Below are 21,155 nucleotides of genomic sequence, written 5' to 3' on the forward strand. Positions count from 1 at the left end.
CCCCGTTCCTCCGGCGCCGAAGCAGGACATCGCGCTCGCCCCGCGTCGATCTCCTGCGCTCCCGGCCGCATCCTCCAACCGATGCGGCCGGGAAAGACGGCAGGCCGGGATTCAGCCCCCTCCCGGCCTGCCATTTTCGTCTCGAAATGCGCTCCGGACGCCGTTCGCCCCTCAACAGCCGGGCGTCTTGGAGGTATGTCATGGACATGAAGCTTCTGATCGTCGAGGACGACAAGGATTCCGCGGCCTACCTGGTCAAGGCGTTCCGCGAGACCGGTCACGTCGCCGACCACGCCGCCGATGGGCTCGACGGCTATGCGCTGGCGCGCGAGGGCGACTACGACGTGCTGATCGTCGACCGCATGCTGCCCAAGCTGGACGGCCTCTCCCTCATCCACGGCCTGCGCGAGCAGAAGGTCGAGACCCCCGTCCTGATCCTTTCCGCGCTGGGCCAGGTCGACGACCGCGTGAAGGGCCTCAGGGCCGGCGGAGACGACTACCTGCCCAAGCCCTACGCCTTCTCCGAGCTGCTCGCCCGCACCGAGGTGCTGGCGCGCCGCCGCCGCGCGGGGCCCGTCGAGGAGACGCGCTACCGCGTCGGCGATCTCGAACTGGACCGGCTCTCACATCAGGTGAGCCGGGCCGGGAAATCGATCGAGCTTCAGCCGCGCGAGTTCCGCCTGCTGGAATACCTGATGAAGCACGCCGGCCAGGTGGTGACGCGCACGATGCTTCTGGAGAATGTCTGGGACTATCACTTCGATCCCCAGACCAACGTCATCGACGTCCATCTTTCCCGCCTGCGCGGCAAGGTCGACAAAGGGTTCGATCGGCCGCTGATCCACACGGTGCGCGGCGCGGGGTACATGGTCCGTGACGGCGCTCGGTAAGCTCTTCCGCACGACGGCGTTCAAGCTGTCGCTGGCTTACCTCCTCATTTTCACGCTGTTTGCGTTCTTCCTCCTTGGCTACATCGCCTTCAACGCGCGCCGCCTCATCGTCGACCAGGTCGGGACCGTCGTGGAGGCGGAGACGCAGGGCCTCGCCGAGCAGTACACGGCCGGCGGGCTTCGCCGTCTGGTCGACGTCATCGAGCAGCGCTCGCGCCAGCCCGGCGCATCCCTGTACCTCGTTGTCGGTCCGGCGGGCGAAAAGCTCGCCGGCAATATCGGCCGCCTCCCGGTGGACTTGCTGGAGACCCCAGGGCAGCGGCAGATCTCCTATTTCCACAACGACGACGACCAGCGGCCCCATGTGGCCCTGGTGCGCATCTACGAACTGCCCGCGCGGGTGCGGTTGCTCGTGGGGCACGATCTGGCCGAGGCCGACCGCATGCGGCTGGTCATCCGCCGCGCCTTCGGGTGGTCGCTGACGCTCGTCATCGCCCTGGCCCTGCTGGGCGGCTGGTTCGTGACGCGCCGCGTCCTGGGCCGCATCGACGCCATGACGGACACCACGCGCGGCATCATGGCGGGCGACCTTTCCGGCCGTCTGGCGATCGCCGGCGCGAATGACGAGCTGGACCGGCTCGCGGTCAACCTCAACGCCATGCTGGACCGCATCGAGGAGTTGATGACCGGCCTCAAGGAGGTGTCCGACAACATCGCCCATGACCTCAAGACGCCCCTGACGCGCCTGCGCAACGGCGCGGAGGAGGCGCTGCGGACGGCCGAGAAGCCGGACGACTTCCGGCGCGCGCTGGTGGGCGCCATCGACGAGGCGGACAATCTCATCCGCGTCTTCAACGCGCTTCTGATGATCGCCCGGGCCGAGGCCGGGAGCGTGCGCGAAAACTTCGTGGCCTTCGACGTGGCCGAGGCCATGCGCGACGTGGTCGAGCTCTACGAGCCGGTGGCCGAGGAGGCCGGCGTGGCCCTGCGCCTGGAGGCGCCGCCCGACCTGACGGCGGTGGGCTCCCGCGAACTGGTCGGGCAGGCCCTCGCCAACCTCGTCGACAATGCGCTGAAATACGCCCGCCGCGACGCGCTCCCATTGCTGGAGGGCGCCAGCGCGGGCGACGCGTCCGCCATCCTGGTGACGGCGCGACGGCGCGCGGACGGGATCGAGATCGTGGTCGCCGACCGCGGACCCGGCATCCCGGCCGCCGACCGCGCCCGCGCGCTGGAGCGCTTCATCCGCCTGGAAGGCGCCCGGACCAAGCCGGGCTTCGGGCTCGGCCTGTCCCTGGCCGCCGCCATCGCCCGCCTGCATGGCGGAACTCTCCGTTTGGAGGATAATCAGCCCGGGCTGCGCGTCGTGCTCGCGCTGCCGCAGAGGTCGGGAGCGCCATGACGGACATCGCAGCGGACGCGGGACGCGTTCCGCCGGACTCTCGCGCAGGGCCGCTCGCTGGGCGGATCGCCGCCGCCCCGAAGCCTGCGGACGTCAGAGGGGCGAATGCGCGCCTCGCCGAGCTGCTGGCCGTCGCGGACGACGCGGGCGTGGTCGCGCTCCGACGGCATGTCGAAGGCGGCGGCTCCGTGAGGGCGCTTCTGGCCGGGCTGGCCGATCACTCGGGCTTTCTGTGGCGCCTGGCGACGGCTGACCCGGGCCGTCTCGGCGCGCTGCTGGACGCGGACCCCGCGGAACGGCTGGCCGGCCTCGTCGCCGCGGTCGACGCCTCGTGGCGGCTGGCGGAGACCGAAACGGACCTGATGCGCCGCCTGCGAAGGGCCAAGCAGGAGCTGGCGCTTCTCGTCGCGCTGGCCGACCTGGGCGGCGTCTGGTCCGTCATTCAGGTCACCGAGGCGCTGAGCGACTTCGCCGACGCAGCGGTCGCCTCCAGCGTGCGGTGGCTTCTGGCGCAGAGCGCCGCGGCGGGCCGGTTTTCGCCGCCGTACGCCGACGACCCGGGCCGCGGCAGCGGCGTCGTGATCCTGGCTTTGGGAAAGCACGGCGCGCGCGAGCTCAACTATTCCTCCGACATCGACATCGTCGCCTTTTTCGACCCGGTCTCGGCGCCGCTGGCCGCGAATGTCGATGCGACGCCGTTCTTCGTGCGCATCCTGAAGGGCGTGGTGAAGCTCCTTCAGGAGCGCACGCCGGACGGCTACGTCTTCCGCACCGATCTGAGGCTGCGGCCGGACCCGGCCTCCACCCCGACCGCGATTCCGCTTCCATCGGCCTTCGCCTATTACGAGACCGTCGGCCAGAACTGGGAGCGGGCCGCGCTGATCAAGGCCCGTCCGGTGGCGGGAGACATCCCGCTCGGCGACGCGTTCCTGGCCGAACTCGCGCCGTTCATCTGGCGCAAATATTTCGACTTCGCCGCCATCGCCGACATCCACGCCATGAAGCGGCAGATCCACGCGGTGCGCGGGCACGACGCCATCGCGGTCGCCGGGCACAACATCAAGCTCGGACGCGGCGGCATCCGGGAGGTGGAGTTCTTCGTCCAGACGCAGCAGCTCGTCTTCGGGGGCCGCCGGCCCCAGCTTCGCGGCCGCCGGACGCTCGACATGCTCACCGCCCTGCGCCAGGACGGCTGGATCTCGCCGACCGCCGAGACGCAGCTCGGCGCCGCCTATCTGTTCCTCAGGACGGTCGAGCATCGGCTGCAGATGCTCGCCGACGAGCAGACGCAGGAGCTGCCCCATGACGAGGACAAGCTCGGCCGCTTCGCCCGGTTCTGCGGGTTCAAGTCCCTGGCCGCCTTCTCCAAGGCGCTGACCGCGCACGCCCTCAACGTCGAGAAGCATTACGCCCGCCTGTTCGAGGAAGGCGCGGAGCTCACGGCCACGGAGGGCGACCTCGTCTTCACCGGGGTGCAGGACGATCCCGAGACCCTGCAGACGCTGCGCCGGATGGGCTTCACCGATCCGGCCGCCACGGCCGAGACGGTCCGGGGTTGGCATTTCGGCCGCCGGCAGGCGGTCACCAGCCCCCGCGCTCGCGAGGTGCTGACCGAACTGGTTCCGCCGCTCCTCGCGGCCTTCGGCGGCAGCGCCGACCCGGACGGCGCGCTGGCCGCCTTCGACGCGGCGTTGGGGCGCATGCCGGCCGCCGTCGAGCTCTTCTCCATCCTCAAGAGCCACAAGCCGGTGCTCAGCCTGTTCGCCGACCTTCTGGGATCGGCGCCGCGCCTCGCCGATACGGTGGCGAGCCGGCCGCATCTGCTGGACGCGCTGATCGATCCGGCGCTGGCGCGGCCCTATGGCGACGTGGACGAACTCGTCCAGCGCCTCGGCCAGGCCGTGGGCGAGCCGGACCTGCTGGAGGACTTCCTCGACAGGCTTCGCGAAGCCGGGCAGCACGAGATGTTCCTCGTCGGCGCGCGGGTCCTGTCCGGATCGCTCGCGCTGAGCCGCATCGGCGAGGCCTATGCGGTGCTGGCCGAGGCCGTCATCCGGGTCGCGCTGCGCGACATGGAGCGGCGCTTCGCCGCCGAGCATGGCCGCGTGCCGGGGGGACGGCTTGCGGTGGTCGGCATGGGCCGGCTCGGCTCGCGCGAGATGACCGCCACGTCCGACCTCGACCTGATCGTGCTCTACGATTTCGACGAGGACGCGGCCGAAAGCGACGGCCCGCGGCCGCTCAACGCCGTCGTCTACTACACGAGGCTGACGCAGCGCCTGATCAGCGCCCTCACGGTCCCGACCCGCCGCGGCGTGCTCTACGCCGTCGACATGCGGCTTCGTCCCTCCGGCAACAAGGGCCCGGCGGCGACCCAGTACAAGGGCTTTCTCTCCTACCAGCAGGGCGAGGCGGAGACCTGGGAGCAGATGGCGTTGACGCGGGCGCGTCCCGTCGCCGGCGATCCGCTGTTCATGGAGACGGTGGCGGGCTCCATCAACGCCATTCTGACCGTCGAGCGCGACCCGGCCGCCGTGCGCCGTGACGCCCTCGCGATGCGCGCGCTGATCGCCCAGGAGAAGGGCGACCAGGACGGGTGGGACCTGAAGCTCGCCCGCGGCGGCCTGCTCGACATCGAGTTCGTGGCGCAGACCGTCGTGCTGATCCATGGCCGGCTCCATCCCAGCCTGGTGCGGACGGCCACCCACGACATCCTCGACGCCGCCATCGAGGCGCAGGCGCTGCCGGCCGAGACCGGGACGCTGCTGCGCGACGCCTACGCTTTCATGCGCGACCTGTTCCAATGGCAGCGGCTCAGCGTGGCGGGGACTTTCGACCCCGCCAAAGCCGCAGCGGGCCTCAAGCGTCGCATGGCGGCCGTCGTGGGCCTGCCGGACTTCCGTGTGCTGGAGCGCGAACTCGCCGACCTGCGCGCCCGGGTGGCGCAGGCCTGCGCGGGCCTTCTGTCCTGAGCGCGGCCTGTCAGTGCTTGGTGACCTGGGCCGAGGCGATCTCGAAGCCGCTGGGCGCCTTCAGCGGCAGGTGAAGCAGCACGATCGTGCCGGTGCCCTCGCAGGAGCGGATGCGCAGGCCCCCGCCATGCAGTTCGGCGAGCGAGCGGGCGATGGCGAGGCCGAGGCCGGAGCCGTCCGTCGGCTTGGTGGCGTCCATGTCCACCCACTCGAAGGGCCGGGCCAGCTTGGGCAGCGCATCCTTGGGGATGCCGACGCCCGTGTCCTCGACATAGATGTTGACCGAGCCGCCGATCTTGCGGGCCCGCACCATGACCTTGCCGCCCTCGGGGGTGAACTTGACGGCGTTGGAGAGGAGGTGGCCGAGGATCTTCTCCAGCGCGCGGCGGTCGGCATGCACCAGAGTGTCGGGCAGCGATTCGGCGGTGAGCGTCAGCCCGCGTGACCGGGCCGTCTCGGAGATGGCGCTGATGGCCGAGTTGACGGCCTCGTCGGCCAGGAGAGGCTCGCGCTTCATGCGCACGCGGCCGGCTTCCAGCTCCGCCATGTCCAGGATGTCGGCGATGAGGCCGAGGAGGTACTCGCCGCTCTTGCGGATGTCGCGGCAGTAGTCGGTGTATTTGTCGCAGCCGAGCGACCCGAAGATCCCGGCCTCCATCACTTCCGAGAAGCCCAGGATGGCGTTCAGCGGCGTCCGGAGTTCGTGGCTCATCTTGGCCAGGAACTCCGACTTGGCGCGGTTCGCGCTCTCGGCCTCGGCCTTCTGCTCCAGGTAGCGCTCGGCGAGGTCGGCGAGCTGCTGGGCCTGCATCTCCAGAGTCTGGCGCGAGCGCTTCAGGTCCGCCACCGAGGCGGTGAGCTTGCGCTCGCTGTCCAGGAGGCGCTCTTCCTGGCGTTTCAGCATGGTGATGTCGGTGCCCACCGAGACATAGCCGCCGTCCTTGGTGCGCCGCTCGTTGATCTGGAGCCATCGCGCGTCCGGCAGCTGCGCCTCGTAGCTGCGCGAGCCCGCTTTGTCCGGGGCCGTGTCGATCCGGTTCTGCACCACCGGCGGCGTCAGCGCCGCAGCCAGCGTCTCATAGGAGGTGCCGGGCTGCACCGCCTCAGGCGCGAGATTGTGCAGCACCTGGAATTTCGAGTTGCACATCACGAGCTGGTTGTCGTCGTCCCAGAGGACGAAAGCCTCCGAGATGGTCTCGATGGCGTCGCGCAGCCGCATGTCGGCGGTCGCGGTCTCCTGCGCCATCCGGCGCTGCTCGGTGATGTCGATGGCGATGCCGATCAGGTGCGGATCGCGGTTTTCTCCGTCGCGGACCAGTTCGGCCCGGGCCCGAACCCAGACCCAGTCGCCATTGGCGGCCCGCACCCGGAAGGCGTGGTCGACCGTGGTGGCCTCGCGGCTCGCCAGCGTGTCGGCCAGCGAAAACAGATCGCCGTCGTCGGGGTGAACCAGGCGGTTGACCTCACCGAAGGACATGAACTCGCTGCTCCGCTCGTAGCCGAGCATCTCGTACATGGAGTCCGACCAGTAGAGCGTGCCTCGGGCGATGTCCCAGTCCCACAGCCCGCAACGGCCGCGCGAGAGCGCGGTGTCGAGCCGACGGCGGAAGCTGTCGCAGATCACGTCCGCCTGGCGGGCGCGCCAGGCCTGCCAGAAATAGGCGGTGCTGATGGCGGTGAGCACCAGCCCGGCCGCGCCGAGCAGGATCAGCGTCGAGGTCGTCCGCTGCCGCCACCCGGCCAGAGCCAGGTTGATCGGTTGAATGACGGCGAGCTGGCCGTAGGGGGCGGGGAGGTTGCGGACGGTCGCGAGGGCCTTGGCGCCCGACCCCAGCGTAATGGCGATGACGCCCGCCTTGTCGGCGAACGTGGTCAAGGGCTGCGTCGGGCCGAGGACGTCCGTCAGGGTGGTCTGCGTGTAAAGGCCGCCGGGCAGGCTCGCCGTCACGGCGCCGGACTCGTTGGTGACGAGCATGAACCGGCCGTCATGCAGGACATGGCCGGGGACGAGGGCGAGGACTTTGGAAGGCGCGGCGCGGCTCGCGTCCTGGGCGAGGCGCCCGAACTCGGCGGTTGCGTAGGCGGCCAGGATGTCGATGTCGTTGGCGGCGTCGACGAGCGTCTCTTCGCGCGTCGCCGAGGCGTTCATGAAAGACACGCTGCCGAGCGCGACGACGAAGAGTCCCACCATCACCGGCACGATTCGCCGAAGCCAGGGCTCGATGTCGAGAAGCTTTACATAGGCCGGGTTGGCGAACGAACGTACCAAGCCGGGTATGGAATGCGCGCGTACGGAAGCGATGGCTGCGAATGAACGCGCCATGCGTTAACCCCCTCGGATCCTAAAACGTCCATTCGGAAGGACGTGCCGCATCTCTCCGAATCGAGATGATCTGAATCCGAGGGCGCTGATTTGTCCAGTTGTTAAGAGATGATTACGCCTAAAAAAATCGCTTGCCACAAAGGGTAGTATAGACGGTCGGACTACGACCATAGCGCGAAGGTTCAGCCAGGGCGAACCTTGGCTTTACGCTAGGCCAGCGAGCGGGTGACGATGTCCGAAACGTCGGTCGAAAGGCCTTCCCGGGAGGCGATCCGGCGCAGCTCCGTCTCGGCTCCGCCGCGGCGGACCGGCTCCAGCGATCGCCAGGTCCGGAAGGCGCCGAGGAGACGTGCCGCGAGCTGCGGATTGGCGCCGTCGAGCTGGAGCACGATGTCGGCCAGGAAGGCGTATCCGGCCCCGTCGGCGCGGTGGAACTGGGACAGGTTGGCCATGGCGAAGGCGCCGATGAGCGCGCGGGTCCGGTTGGGGTTCGACAGCGAGAAGCCCGGATGCCGCATCAGGCCGCGCACGCGGTCGAGCGTCCCCGTCTCGGCGATGGCGGCCTGCAGGCCGAACCATTTGTCGAGCACCAGGGGATCGGACGAAAAGCGCTCGCCGAACGCCTGGAAGGCGGCTTCCCGGGCCGGGCCGGGATGCTGCGCCAGGACGCCGAGGGCGGCGATCTGGTCGGTCATGTTGTCGGCCGTGGCGAATTGCGCTTCGGCCAGCGGGACGCCCCGCTCGGGATCGCCCGCGGCCAGGAGGTCGAGCCCGGCGTTGCGCAGCGCGCGCCGTCCGGCGGCCTGGGCCGTCGGAGCGTAGGCTTCGCGGCTCGCCAGGGCCTCGTAGGTGCGGGCGAGCTGCTCCGAGATGGCCGAGCCGACATGGGCCCGCAGCGTCTTGCGGGCGGCCAGGATGGCGTCCGGATCGATGTCGCGCCCGAGTTCGCGCGCCACGTCCGCCTCGCTCGGCAGCGCCATCACCTGCGCCGCGAAGGCGTGGTCCTCGGTATGGGCGAGCAATTCGCCCAGAGCCTGCGCGAAGGCGGGGTCGAGCTCGGGCGTCGTCTGGCTGCGCACCGCCTCGACGGCGCGCACCATCAGCCGCATGGCGTAGCTCTGCGCCGCCTGCCACCGGTTGAACGGATCCTCGTCGTGCCGGAACAGCGTCAGGAGATCTTCGGACGACAGCTCCTGCTCCAGCCTCACGGGCGCGGAGAACCCTCGCAAAAGCGACGGGACGGGGACCACGGGAACGTCGCGGAAGGTGATGCTGTCGGCCGTCCGGTCGAGCACGAAGAGCCCCTCCGCCAAGGGCTCGTGATCGGCCGGCGTCAGTGCGAGGGCGGCGCCGCCGCGGCCGACGAGGCCGAGCCGGATCGGGATCACCACCGGCGACTTTTCGGGCTGGCCCGGGGTCGGCGGCGTGCTCTGGGCGAAATCGAGGCGCAGCGTGCGCGCCTGCGCGTCGTAATGGCTCCTGACCGCCACCGAGGGCGTGCCGGACTGGCGATACCAGAGCGAGAAATGACTCAGGTCCATTCCGCTCGCCTCGGCGAAGCAGGCGAGGAAATCCTCCACGGTCGCGGCCGTGCCGTCGCAGCGGTTCAGATAAAGATCCATCCCCGCCTTGAAGGCCTCCGGACCCACGAGGGTCTTCAGCATGCGGATAAGCTCGGCGCCCTTCTCATACACGGTCGCCGTGTAGAAGTTGTTGATCTCCCGATAGGTCGAGGGCCGGACCGGGTGGGCGAGGGGGCCTGAATCCTCGGCGAATTGCTGCGCCCGCAGGGTTCGCACGTCGGCGATGCGCTTCACCGGGCGGGATCGCTGGTCGGCGCTGAACTCCTGGTCGCGGAAGACGGTCAGGCCTTCCTTGAGGCAGAGCTGGAACCAGTCCCGGCAGGTGATCCGGTTGCCGGTCCAGTTGTGGAAATATTCGTGCGCGATGATCGCCTCGATGGCGGCGTAGTCGGCGTCCGTCGCCGTCTCCGAGCTGGCCAGGACGTATTTGTCGTTGAAGATGTTGAGGCCCTTGTTCTCCATGGCCCCCATGTTGAAGTCCGACACGGCCACGATGTTGAACACGTCGAGGTCGTACTCGCAGCCGAACGTCTCCTCGTCCCAGCGCATGGACCGGATGAGCGCGTCCATCGCGTAGCCGGCGCGGTCCTCCTTGCCCGGCTCCACATAGACGCCGAGCTCCACCCGTCGGCCCGAGCGGGTCGTGAACTCGCCCCCCACCCGGCCCAGCCGGCCGCCCACGAGGGCGAACAGATAGGCCGGCTTGGGGTGCGGGTCGCTCCAGACGGCAAAATGGCGTCCGTTCGGCAGGACCCCGCGCGCGCCCGGATTGCCATTGCCCAGCAGGACCGGCGCGTCCCCGGCGTCGGCCTCGATGCGGGTCGTGTAGACCGACATCACGTCGGGGCGGTCGAGGAAATAGGTGATCCGGCGGAAGCCCTCGGCCTCGCACTGGGTGCAGTAGACCCCCGACGAGCGGTAGAGCCCCATCAGCTTGGTGTTCGAGGTCGGGTCGAGCTGCGTCTCGATCGTCAGCCGGAACGGCCGCTCCGGCGGCGAGATCAGCGTCAGCCCCTGCGCAGACGCCTCATAGGCGTTGGGCGAGAGCGCCAGGCCGTCGAGCGCGATCGAGACCAGCGTCAGTTCGTCCCCGTCGAGCGCCAGCGGCGCGCCGACGCGACCCGCCGGATGAGGCCGCACTCCCAGCTCGGCGATGACCCTGGTCCTGGCGGGATCAAGGCGCACGTCGAGCTCGACCGTATCGATCAGGTAATCCGCCGGGCGGTAGTCCTCGAGGCGGATGGCGGGAGCTGCATCGGTGCGCATGGCGGTCTCGGCTGCAAATCGGGGCCGCTGTTATCGACCGTTCGGGCCTGCGCCACAACCCGCGCGCATCGAGCGTCCGGAGGCTAGGCGCGCGCCGCCGCCCTGACGGGCTCGGTGTGGCTGACGATGCGCGTGATCGCCGGCGCGTCGGCCCGCACGCATTGCTCGAGCCGGTCGACATGGTCGTGCACGGTCGTCACGTCGAGGGCCGGATCGACGCGGCAGTGATAGTTCACGACCAGCCCGTGCCCCGGCGTCTCGCGGATGCGGATGCTGTGGACGTCCGAGATGACGCCCTGCCGGGCCGCGTGCGTCGCCAGGGAGGTCCGGATCCGCTCGGCCAGCGGCCCCTCCACGTCATGCCCGGCGAGGCTGGCCACCACGAGCGGCTCGATATGGGTGTCGACCTCGGTGTCCGCGCCGAATTCCTCCCGAACCGCGCACTCGAAACGCGTGGCGATGGTGTGCGCCGCTCCCAGGCTCATCCGGGCGTCGACCTCCAGATCCACGCTGACGGAGAGGCGGCCGCCGATCTCCTGCACGGTGACGTGATGGACCGGGACGCGCCGCTTGGCCGCGATGAGCAGCACGCGCTCCAGGATGGTCTCGTCGTCCAGCGCCACCGGGTTGGAGTTCACCGTCACGCTCGCCTCAGGCACCACCGCGCTGATGGCGGCCGCGATGCGGTCCTTGATCGCGGTGACCCGGTCCTGCGGCAGCGTGCGCGACACGTCGACGGCGACTTCGCCGAACACCTGCGCTCCGGCGGGCCTGACGCGGACCGGGCCGACGCCGACCACGCCGGGCGTGGACACGGCGATCTCGCGGATCCGGTCCGCCAGCCCCACCGGCGCCGCATCGACCAGCGTGTCGATGGTCCGGCGCCCCAGCCGATAGCCCGCGATGGCGATGAAGAGCGCCACCCCGATCGCCGCGAAGGCGTCCGCCTGCACGAAGCCGAACTTCGTCGCGGCGAGGCCGATGAGGACCAGCGTGGACGAGACCAGGTCCGACGAGAAATGCAGCGCGTCCGCGGCGAGCGCATGGCTGCGGGTTTCCTCCGCCACCTTGGTGAGCCCGCGCCAGCGAAAATAATCCACCACGATCGAGACGATCAGAACCGCGAAGGCGAGCCAGGTGGCGTCCACCACGGCCATCTCGCCCAGGAGACGCCGGCCGGCTTCCCACAGCACCCCGACGGCCAGCACCATCAGGAGACCGGTCTCGATCAGGGCGGCGACCGCCTCGATCTTGCCATGGCCGTAGTGGTGCTCGTCGTCCGCCGGCTTGTCGGCGGCGCGCACGGCGAAATAAGTGAGGATCGTCGCGCCCGTGTCCAGGAGGCTGTGGCCCGCCTCCGAGAGCAGCGCCAGCGAACCCGAGAGGAGGCCCGCGACGAGCTTGCCCAGCGTCAGCGCGGCGCTCGCCACGATGGACCAGAACGCCGCCTGCTCCTTGGCGTGCGCGTGTTCAGACATGGCGTCCCCCTGCGAATGCGATGCTGGGGTACAAGCTCCGTCGGGCCGGGTCAATCCACCCGCGCGCTCTCCTCCAAGTTGATCGGAGACGTGTTGCGAGTGCTTCCGAAAAGCGAGTGCGGATCGGAAAAGACCTGAAAAGTATCGTTGCGCGCCAAGGCGATCAGCGTGAGTCGATGTTCTTGCGAAAGCTGAACCGCGAGGCTCGTGGGCGCCGAGATCCCAGCAAGCGCCGGGATGCGGGCGGCCAGACACTTCTGCACGAGCTCAAAGGAGATGCGGCTGGTCATGAGGCAGAACCCGGCATGGCCGGCTATGCCCGTCCGGGCCATGTGGCCGATGAGCTTGTCGAGGGCGTTGTGGCGCCCGACATCCTCGCGCACGGCCAGGATCGCGCCATCCGGCGCGACGAAGGCGGCCGCGTGGACCGCGCCGGTCTCCCGGTTGAGCTGCTGCAGCGGATAGAGGGCGTCGACGGCCCGGAACACGGCGTCGCCGCTGATCTGAGGCCGTCGCCCGATCGCGCCGAAGCGCCTCACCGCCTGTTCGAGCTCCACGATGCCGCAGATCCCGCATCCGGTCTGGCCGACGAGGTTGCGCCGGTTCTCCAGCAGCGCCTTCTGCCGGTGCTGCGGGATGATGGCCTGGGCCAGCATCCCCAACGCGATCGGCCGGATCACGATCTCCTCGATCTCCTCCGCCCGGTCGACGATCTGCTCGGTCAGCGAGAACCCGACCACGAAATCCTCGATGTCGACGGGGCTCGCCATCATGACGGCGTGGGCGATCCCGTTATAGGTGATCGACACCGGGACCTCGGCCGCCAGCGTCCGGTCCCGCTCCACGCACGTTCCGTCGCGCGCGACCGCGACGGTCTGCGCCAGCACGCGCGGCGGCGGAGGTTCGGACAGGATCTCGATCTCGTCCTCGTCGAGGCGGTCGTCAGCCCGGTCGTCCTGCATGGGTCTCTCCTTCCCGACGCGCCGAAAGAGGCGTCCGGGCCTGGCGCGCGGGGGTGTCCGCCGCCGCCATCGCCCTATAAGACTAGGGCGATCGGAGCCGTCCCGCCATCGCGCGGCGCCGGCTCGCGCGAAACGGGCCGGACGAACGGCCGAACAGGAGGCGCTCCATGGAATACCTGCACACGATGGTTCGCGTCGGCGACCTCGACAAGGCGCTCGACTTCTACTGCGCCAAGTTCGGGCTCGTCGAAGTCCGGCGCACTGAGAACGAGAAGGGTCGCTACACGCTCGTGTTCCTGGCCGCGCCGGGCGACGTGGACCGCGCCCGCGACAGCAAGGCGCCGCTGCTCGAACTCACCTACAACTGGGACGAGAAGGACTATGCGGGGGGCCGCAATTTCGGCCACCTGGCCTATCGGGTGGACGACATCTACGCGCTGTGCGACCGCCTCATGAAGGCCGGCGTCACGATCAACCGCCCGCCTCGCGACGGCTACATGGCCTTCATCCGCTCTCCCGACGGCATCTCGATCGAGCTGCTTCAGAAGGGCGAGCCGAAGCCCGCGGCCGAGCCCTGGGCCTCGATGCAGAACACCGGCAGCTGGTGACGACGTCTCCCGCCGCTCCGGCCCGTCGGGCCGCGAGCGGCGGTTCGAACTCAAAAGCGAAAGACCATGGGGGAGGGGGGCATGACGGTGAGGGAGTTCGGCCGCCTGGGCGACGACGTCGTCCACGAGGTCACGATCCGTTCAAAGGCGGGCGCCGAGGCCCGGGTGATCACCTGGGGCGCGGTCCTGCGCGACCTGCACGTCCCGCTCCCGTCGGGCGGGCGCCAGCGGGTCGTGCTGGGCCTGCAGACGATCGAGGACTATGTCGAGCATTCGCCCCATATGGGGGCCATTGCGGGGCGCTACGCCAACCGGATCGCCGGCGGGCGCTTCCTGCTGGACGGCGTCGAGCGCCAGCTCGATCGCAACCAGGCCGGCCGCCACGCCCTGCATGGCGGCGGCGCCGCCTTCGGCAAGCGCCTCTGGCGGCTCGCGGCGCATGACGAAACATCCGTCACGCTGACGCTCGTCTCCCTGGACGGTGACGGCGGATATCCGGGACAGCTCACGGCGACCTGCGTGTACCGGATGGTCGAACCCGCCACCCTGCGGGTCGAGCTGACGGCCGTCGCCGACGCGCCGACGATCGTCAACCTGGCCCAGCACGCCTACTGGAACCTCGACGGCTCGCCTTCGGTGCTGGACCACGAACTGGAGGTGGACGCCTCCTTCTACACCCCAGTGGACGAGGACCTGATCCCCACAGGCGAGGTGAGCGCCGTGGCCGGCACGCCCTTCGACTTCCGCAGCCGCCGGCCGATCCGGTTCGCCGGGCGGGACGGCGCGCCGTTCCGCTACGACCACAATTTCGTCCTCTCGGCTCCCAGGCCCACCCGCGACCAGCCTTTGCGCCGCGCCGCGCGGCTTCGCTCGCCCCGCAACGGCCTGACGCTCGAACTGCACACGACCGAGCCCGGCGTTCAGGTCTATGATGGGCACAAGGTGGACGTCGCCGCGCCGGGACTGGACGGAGCCCGCTACGGCGCGAACGCCGGCCTTTGCCTGGAAAGCCAGGTCTGGCCCGACAGTCCCAACCGGCCCCACTTTCCCGATCCGACCCTGCGGCCGGACGAGGTGTATCGGCAGATCTCGGAATACCGCTTCGCGTGAGTCTTGTATAAGACCTTCGGCTTGATAATGTCGTGAGCGGCCGGCCAGGGCGCCGGACCAGGATGGGGGAGCGTCCATGCCGGGCGTCTTGTGCGTGGGCATCGCAACGCAGGACTATGTCTTTGCGGTCGACGTGATGCCGGCCACCGCCGAGAAGCATCGCGCGCGGGACCTCGCCGTCGTCGGCGGCGGCATCGCGGCGACCGCCGCCGTGGCGGTGTCGCGCCTGGGCGGACGGGCGATGCTGATCACGAGGCTTGGCGACGATGCGGTGGGCGAAGCCATCGTGGCCGCCCTCGCGCAGGACGGCGTCGACTGCTCCCTGGCGCCCCGGACGCCGGGCCGCCGCTCGCCGCAATCCTCCGTCATCGTGGACGCCAAGGGGGAGCGGCTCGTGGTGAGCTATTCGGATCCCGCGATGCCGGCATGCCTGGACGCCATTCCGTCGCGGCTTCCGCCGGGCGTGGAGGCCGTGATGGCCGACACGCGGTGGGAGGAGGGCGGCCTGCAGGCTTTCGCGGCGGCCCGGGCCTCGGCCGGCGTCGGCGTGCTCGACGCCGATCGCGCCCCGGCGCTGGGTGGCCTCACCGAGGCCGCCACGCATGTCGCCTATGGGGCGCAGGCCCTGCGCGAGATGACGGGCCGGGACGATGTTCGGGCCGCTCTCGCCGACGCCGCGAGCGTAGCGTCCAACTGGGTCGCCGTCACGGATGGCGAGCGGGGCGTCTATTTCACCGAGAACGGCCAGATCGCGCATGAGCCGGCGTTCCCGATCACCCCGGTCGATACGCTCGGGGCGGGGGACGTCTTCCACGGGGCGCTGGCGCTGGGACTGGCGGAAGGCATGGGCGAGCGCCTCGCAGTGCGCTTCGCCTCGGCCGCCGCCGCGATCAAGTGCACGCGCTTCGGCGGCCGCGCGGGCGCGCCGACGCGCGACGAGGTCGACGCGCTGATGAGGCGCGCCGCTTAAGGCCGCCTGGATCGAACATGGGAGGAGCCGCGATGGAACTGTCGCCAGGCAAGCTGTGGGGGCTCCGCCGCATGGCGGACGCGCAAGGACGCTTCAAGATGACGGCAGTGGACCAGCGCCCGCCGATCAAGAACCCCATCCGGGAGGCGCGCGGGACCGACGCCGCGCCCTATGAGGATGTCGCGGCATTCAAGCTGATGCTCGTGGAGGAGCTCCAGGGCGAATCCAGCGCCATGCTGCTCGACCCACATTTCGCGCTCCCGGGCGGCATGACATTGCTCTCCCCCGCCAAGGGACTGATCGTGACCCTGGAGGACTCGATCTTCCAGGACACGCCCGGAGGGCGGCTCTCGGGCGAGATCGACGACTGGTCGGTCGAGAAGATCAAGCGCTGCGGCGGCGACGCCGTGAAGGTGCTGGCCTGGTATCGTCGGGACGCCGCGCCCGACGTGTGCAGGGCGCAGGAGGATTTCGTCGCCCGGGTCGGCGAGGCCTGCGCCCGTTACGACATTCCGTTCGTGTTCGAACTCCTGGTCTATCCGCTCCCCGGCGAAGCGAACCAGACCACCCAATATGTCGAGATGGCCGACAAGAAGGCCGAACTCGTGCTCGACAGCGTGCGCCGCTTCGCGCATCCCCGCTACGGGGTGGACCTGTTCAAGCTGGAGAGCCCCGTCCCGGCCCGCGACTGCCTGGCCGCCGCCTCCGGCGGCCCCTCCATGCAGGAACATTTCAACGCGCTCGGCCAGGCCGCGGGACGCCCCTGGGTCATGCTTTCGGCCGGCGCGGGGATGCAGGAGTTCAAGGCCATCCTGAACTGCGCCTACAAGGCGGGCGCATCCGGCTATCTCGCCGGGCGGGCGATCTGGGCGCAGCCCTTCCGGCGCTTTCCCGAATGGGATGAGATCCGCGCCGGCCTGCGGCTCGACAGCCTGTCCTACATGCGCGAGCTGAACGCCATGACGGACGCCAAGGCCAAGCCCTGGTTCGCCCATCCGCTGTATGGCGGAACGGTCAGGGTCGCCAATGTCGACGGCTCGTTCCGGCGCGACTACCAGGGCTTCGGGCCATGACGCTGCGCATCGGCATCCTGCCGCTCGCCCGCCCCACCTTCGACGTGCCCTATGCGCAGGAGATGGCGGCGCGAGCCTTCGCCGCCCTGGAGGCCGCCAGCTTCACCCTCGCGGGCGACCGGGCTCTGCTCTTCGACGCCGAGGCCACGAGGGCCGCGCTGGCCCGGCTGCGGGACCAGCCGCTCGATCTCGTGCTCATCCTCCAGGTCACCTTTGCGGACGCCACGATGGCGGTCGAGATCGCGCGCGCCGTCTCCGCGCCGCTTGCGATCTGGGCGCTGCCTGAGCCGCGGGCCGGCGGACGCCTGCGCCTCAACGCCTTTTGCGGCATGAACCTGGCACTGCACGCCTTGGGCCGCGCCGACCTCCTGGCCGGGTGGCTCTACGCCGCCCCGGAGGACCCTGCGGCCCCGCGGCGCCTGGCCGCGCTGGCGGCCGGACCGGAGACCGGCAGGACCGCGCCCGCCGCTCCACGCCGCGAGCCGAGCGACGAGGACCGGGCCGCCGCGGCGGAGGCGCTCGGACGGCTTCGCGGCGTGCGCGTCGGCCTGGTCGGTGAGCACCCGGCCGGCTTCGACACATGCCGGTACGACCCGGCGGAGCTGAATCGGCTTCTCGGCGTCGAGGTGCAGCGCATTGAACTGCCGGTCCTTTTCGCCCGCGCTGAAGCGGCGGATGAAGGCGAGGTCGCGGCCCATCGCGCCCGTCTCGACAGCGGCGTCTCGGGGCTGGCCGAGCTGGACCAGCCGCAGCTCGACCGGTCGCTGCGGGTCTATGACGCGCTGTCCGGGATGGCGCGCGAACAGGGCCTGCAAGGGCTCGCCCTGCGTTGCTGGCCGGAGATGTTCACCGACTATGGTTGCGCGGCATGCGGTCCGTCCGGCCTGCTGAGCGGGGAAGGCGTGCCCTGCGCTTGCGAGGCCGACGTCTACGGCGCGCTCACCGCCCTGATGCTGCAGGGCGTCGCCGGAGAGCCGTCCTGGCTGGTCGACATCGTCGATATCGACGCGCAGGACGACACGGCCGTGCTGTGGCATTGCGGCTCCGCTCCCCTCCAGATGGCCGATCCGCAGGTCCAGCCGCGCGCCCAGATCCATTCCAACCGCCGCATGCCGTTGCTGGCCGAGTTCACCCTCAAGCCCGGCCGCATCACGCTGGCCCGGATCAGCCAGGCCCGGAACGAGCCGAAGCTGGTGCTGGCCGGCGCGCAGGTCCTGCGCGCCCCGATGAGCTTCACCGGCACGTCCGGGGTCGTGCGCTTCGACGCCGCCGCCGGCGACGTCATGTCGGCCATGATGGACGAGGCGCTCGAGCATCATGTCGCGCTCGTCTATGGCGAGCGCCGCCCGGCGCTGAGGGCGATGGCCGCGGAATTGGGCCTTCCCGTGCTGGAGCTCACGCCATGAGCCATCCCGCGACGACCGACCATTCCGCCCTGGCCGCCCCGGCGGAGCCGCTCTGGTCCCGCGTGCCGCCGCTGCAGGCCGCCGGCCCCGCCGAGCGCGTCGGCGCCGGCGCGTTCCGGATCCCCACCGGGGAGGGGCCTCTTCTGGTGACGGCGCTGCAGGACGGCGTGCGCCTGCGCATCGGCCCCGCCGACCTGCCGCGCTACCCCATCCTCATCGCGGATCCTGAGGAGCAGCCCGCCGAACTGTCCCGGCAAGGTGACGCGACGGTGCTGCGCTGGGCGGATTTCGAGCTGGAGATCTCGGACGCGCCGCTGGCCGTCCGGCTGAAGCGCGGCGGCGTGCCGGTGCAGGGCAGCGCTGCGGACGGGCACTTCGTCCGCGAGCATCGCCTCCCGCCCTTCGCCAGGCTGGAGCGCGGCTGGTTCGTCGCCCTCGACCTCCAGTCGGCGGAACCCGTCTACGGATTGGGCGAGAAGTGGGGCCGCCTCGACAAACGCGGCCAATGGGTCCGCTCCGAGGTGTTCGACGCGCTCGGCGTCAACAGCGAGCGCGCCTACAAGAACACGCCCTTCGCGTGGTCTCCCGGCGCGCCGGGGCGGTCCGCCTGGGGCCTGTTCGTCCATACGCCCGCCAGCGTGACGCATGCGGTGGGCCACCCCCTCTGGTCGCAGCGCGCCTATGGGCTCGTCGTCGAGGAGCCGCGCCTCGACCTGTTCCTGCTCGCCGCCGAGGACGGGGCGGGCGTCCTGCGCGCCTATACGGACCTGACCGGCCGCGCCCCGACGCCGCCCTACTGGTCGTTCGGCGCGATCCTCTCCAAGGCCTACTACCGCACCGGCGACGAGATCCTGGAGGCGGCCCGCGCCGTGAGGGCTCGCGGCATGCCATGCGACGTCATCACCTTCGACGGCCGCGCCTGGCAGGACACCGACAGCCGGTTCCATTTCGGGTTCGACCCGAAGCGCTATCCCGACCCGAAGGGGCTGCTTGACGAGCTGAAGGCCTTGGACATCAAGGTCTGCGTCTGGGAGTACCCGCTGGTCTCGGTGGACGGTCCCCACTTCGCCGACTTCGCGGAAAAAGGCTGGCTGCTGCGCGACCGCCGCAGCGGCGAACCCTATCGCTACGTCTTCGATCCCGAGCCGTTCGGGCAGGTGCTGACGCAGCTCCCCGTCTCCGGCATCGTCGATTTCACCCATCCCGACGCTTACGCCTGGTGGCGCGACGCCCACGAGACGCTGTTCGCGATGGGCGTCGACATGATCAAGTCAGACTTCGGCGAGCAGGTCGAGCCGGATTGCCTCGCCCATAACGGCGACGACGGCGCGCGGCTGCATAACGTCTATCCGCTTCTCTACAACGCCTGCGTCTACGAGGCGGCCGAACGTTATGGCCGGACCGGCGCCTTCCTGTTCGGCCGAGCCGGCTGGGCGGGATCGCAGCGTTATCCAGTCCAGTGGGGCGGCGACCCGCAGGCGGACTGGGAGGGCATGGCCGCCTCGATCCGCGGGGGCCTGTCCTGGGGCCTGAGCGGCGGCCCGTTCCACGCCAGCGACATCGGCGGCTTCTACAAGGACCGTCGCGATCCCGAACTCTATGTGCGCTGGACCCAGGCGGCGATCTTCATCTCCCATCTCCGGTTCCACGGCATCGGCCCGCGGGAGCCGTGGAGCTACGGACCGGAGGCCGACGCGGCCGTCAGGGAGGCGCTGGACCTGCGTTATCGGCTGCTGCCCTATCTGTGGGAGACGGCCCAGGAAGCTGCCCGCAGCGGCATGCCCGTCCAGCGCGCCATGGCGCTGGCCTTCCCGCAGGACCCGGCCGCATGGGGCTTCGACGAGCAGTGGATGTGCGGCCCGGACCTTCTGGTCGCCGCTTGCCCGCGGCCGGGAGGCGTCGTGCAGGTCTATCTGCCGGCCGGGCGATGGACCCGGTTTCCGGAGGGCGGCGCCGCGCTGGACGGCGGCCGCGTGCTGCGCCTCGCGCTGAGGCTGGACGAGATCGCCGTCTTCGCCCGGGAGGGCGCCGCCATCCCGCTCGGCCCGGCCGTGCGCAGCACGGCGGAGACCGGCGGGGCGCCGAGGGTGGACGCGGTGTGGCGGGCCGCTACTCCGCCTTGAAGCCGGCCTTCTGGATGACGTCCGCCCACTTCTTCACCTCTCCCTTAAGATAGGCGTCAAGCGCGGCGGGCGTGCGCTGGTCGGCGGGGAACGCCAGCGTCCCAAGGTCGCTGAAGCGCTTCAGGATGATCTCGTCCGCCAGCGCCTTCTGGAGCGCGGCGTTGAGCTTGGCCACGATGGGCGCCGGCGTCTGGGCCGGCGCGTAGAGCCCGTGCCAGACGGTGACCTCAAAGCCCTGCAAGCCCGCTTCGGCGAGGCTGGGCAGCTTCGGCAGCTGCTCGAGCCGCTTGGCGGAGGTGACCGCATAGGCCTTGATCTTGCCCCCCTCGATCTGCGGGATCGCGTTGGTGGTCTGGTCGCACAGCACGTCCACCTGGCCGGCCACCAGGTCGTTCATCGCCGGGCCGGTCCCCTTATACGGAATGTAGGTGAAGCTGACCCCGAGCGCCTGGTTGAGCATGAGGCCGCACAGGTGCGAGCCCGAGCCCACGCCTGCATGGGCCACGTTCACCTTGGATCCGTCCGCCTTCAGCTTCGCCAGAATCTCCGCCGCCGTGCCAGGCGGGTAGTCCGCCCGCGCGGTGAGCACGAACGGCCCGTAATTGATCAGCCCGATGGGCGTGAAGGCCGCCGTCGTGTCGTAGCGCAGCTTGTACATGGAGGCGCCGGCCGCCAGCGCGACGTGGTGGATCAGCAGCGTGTAGCCGTCCGGCGCGGATTTTGCGACCCGCTCGGCCCCGGTGGTGCCGCCCGCTCCCGCTACGTTCTCGATGATGATCTGCTGGCCCAGGGTGGCCGACATGTTCTGCCCGACCAAGCGGGCGATGACGTCGGAGGGTCCTCCGGCCGCATATGGGACCACGAGGGTGATCGGCTTCGTCGGGTAGTCCTGGGCCCCCGCTCCCATGGGCGCGAGCAGGGCCATGCCGAACCCGGCGGCGAGAGCGACGACGGCATGGCGGAGACGTCCGCGAACGATGGCGGCCATT

General features: G+C 70.1%; 14 protein-coding genes. 9 read left to right on the plus strand and 5 right to left on the minus strand.

What is annotated here, in order from left to right; genetic code table 11:
• Window positions 1-206 precede the first annotated feature (206 nt).
• The 3 genes from ABEG18_RS04370 to ABEG18_RS04380 are packed head-to-tail and all read left to right on the plus strand — an operon-like array spanning window position 207 to window position 5,264.
• Window positions 207-890 (plus strand): winged helix-turn-helix domain-containing protein, encoded by a 684-nt coding sequence (locus tag ABEG18_RS04370; protein WP_406858529.1) that lies wholly within the window; start codon window positions 207-209, stop codon window positions 888-890.
• On the plus strand, window positions 874-2,292 hold the full coding sequence (locus ABEG18_RS04375; RefSeq protein WP_406856876.1) for a sensor histidine kinase: 1,419 nt from the start codon (window positions 874-876) through the stop codon (window positions 2,290-2,292). The genes ABEG18_RS04370 and ABEG18_RS04375 overlap by 17 nt, the downstream gene beginning before the upstream one ends.
• Window positions 2,289-5,264, plus strand: coding sequence for a bifunctional [glutamine synthetase] adenylyltransferase/[glutamine synthetase]-adenylyl-L-tyrosine phosphorylase (locus ABEG18_RS04380; protein WP_406856877.1), 2,976 nt, complete (start codon window positions 2,289-2,291; stop codon window positions 5,262-5,264). Before ABEG18_RS04375 ends, ABEG18_RS04380 begins: the two co-directional genes overlap by 4 nt.
• A 10-nt stretch (window positions 5,265-5,274) precedes the next feature.
• On the opposite strand, the gene ABEG18_RS04385 is transcribed toward ABEG18_RS04380, so the two are convergent.
• The 4 genes from ABEG18_RS04385 to fdhD form a co-directional block, all read right to left on the minus strand.
• Complete coding sequence (locus ABEG18_RS04385) at window positions 5,275-7,533, minus strand: ATP-binding protein (protein WP_406856878.1); 2,259 nt, start codon at window positions 7,531-7,533, stop codon at window positions 5,275-5,277.
• 263 nt (window positions 7,534-7,796) lie between these two features.
• Window positions 7,797-10,436, minus strand: coding sequence for an aminopeptidase N (gene pepN, locus ABEG18_RS04390; protein WP_406856879.1), 2,640 nt, complete (start codon window positions 10,434-10,436; stop codon window positions 7,797-7,799).
• 83 nt (window positions 10,437-10,519) lie between these two features.
• On the minus strand, window positions 10,520-11,914 hold the full coding sequence (locus tag ABEG18_RS04395; protein WP_406856880.1) for a cation diffusion facilitator family transporter: 1,395 nt from the start codon (window positions 11,912-11,914) through the stop codon (window positions 10,520-10,522).
• A gap of 50 nt (window positions 11,915-11,964) precedes the next feature.
• Window positions 11,965-12,876, minus strand: coding sequence for a formate dehydrogenase accessory sulfurtransferase FdhD (gene fdhD, locus ABEG18_RS04400; RefSeq protein ID WP_406856881.1), 912 nt, complete (start codon window positions 12,874-12,876; stop codon window positions 11,965-11,967).
• A gap of 167 nt (window positions 12,877-13,043) precedes the next feature.
• Here fdhD and ABEG18_RS04405 point away from each other — a divergent pair, with 167 nt between their 5' ends.
• The 6 genes from ABEG18_RS04405 (at window position 13,044) to ABEG18_RS04430 (ending at window position 20,166) form a co-directional block, all read left to right on the plus strand.
• The gene (locus ABEG18_RS04405; protein ID WP_406856882.1) at window positions 13,044-13,484 is read left to right on the plus strand and encodes a VOC family protein; all 441 of its coding nucleotides are present in this window, start codon (window positions 13,044-13,046) and stop codon (window positions 13,482-13,484) included.
• Window positions 13,485-13,565: 81 nt separating this feature from the next.
• Complete coding sequence (locus ABEG18_RS04410) at window positions 13,566-14,594, plus strand: aldose epimerase family protein (protein ID WP_406856883.1); 1,029 nt, start codon at window positions 13,566-13,568, stop codon at window positions 14,592-14,594.
• A gap of 76 nt (window positions 14,595-14,670) precedes the next feature.
• Window positions 14,671-15,564: a PfkB family carbohydrate kinase gene (locus tag ABEG18_RS04415; protein ID WP_406856884.1), complete on the plus strand. Its 894-nt coding sequence runs from the start codon at window positions 14,671-14,673 to the stop codon at window positions 15,562-15,564.
• Between the two features lie 32 nt (window positions 15,565-15,596).
• Window positions 15,597-16,637 (plus strand): tagatose 1,6-diphosphate aldolase, encoded by a 1,041-nt coding sequence (locus tag ABEG18_RS04420; RefSeq protein ID WP_406856885.1) that lies wholly within the window; start codon window positions 15,597-15,599, stop codon window positions 16,635-16,637.
• Window positions 16,634-18,043 (plus strand): L-fucose/L-arabinose isomerase family protein, encoded by a 1,410-nt coding sequence (locus tag ABEG18_RS04425; RefSeq protein WP_406856886.1) that lies wholly within the window; start codon window positions 16,634-16,636, stop codon window positions 18,041-18,043. Before ABEG18_RS04420 ends, ABEG18_RS04425 begins: the two co-directional genes overlap by 4 nt.
• On the plus strand, window positions 18,040-20,166 hold the full coding sequence (locus tag ABEG18_RS04430; RefSeq protein ID WP_406856887.1) for an alpha-xylosidase: 2,127 nt from the start codon (window positions 18,040-18,042) through the stop codon (window positions 20,164-20,166). The genes ABEG18_RS04425 and ABEG18_RS04430 overlap by 4 nt, the downstream gene beginning before the upstream one ends.
• On the opposite strand, the gene ABEG18_RS04435 is transcribed toward ABEG18_RS04430, so the two are convergent.
• The gene (locus ABEG18_RS04435) at window positions 20,153-21,154 is read right to left on the minus strand and encodes a tripartite tricarboxylate transporter substrate-binding protein (RefSeq protein ID WP_406856888.1); all 1,002 of its coding nucleotides are present in this window, start codon (window positions 21,152-21,154) and stop codon (window positions 20,153-20,155) included. The genes ABEG18_RS04430 and ABEG18_RS04435 overlap by 14 nt on opposite strands.
• Window position 21,155: the final 1 nt, after the last annotated feature.

Origin of the sequence: Alsobacter sp. KACC 23698 (genome assembly GCF_045348435.1) — a bacterium.
Classification (GTDB): domain Bacteria; phylum Pseudomonadota; class Alphaproteobacteria; order Rhizobiales; family Beijerinckiaceae; genus Alsobacter.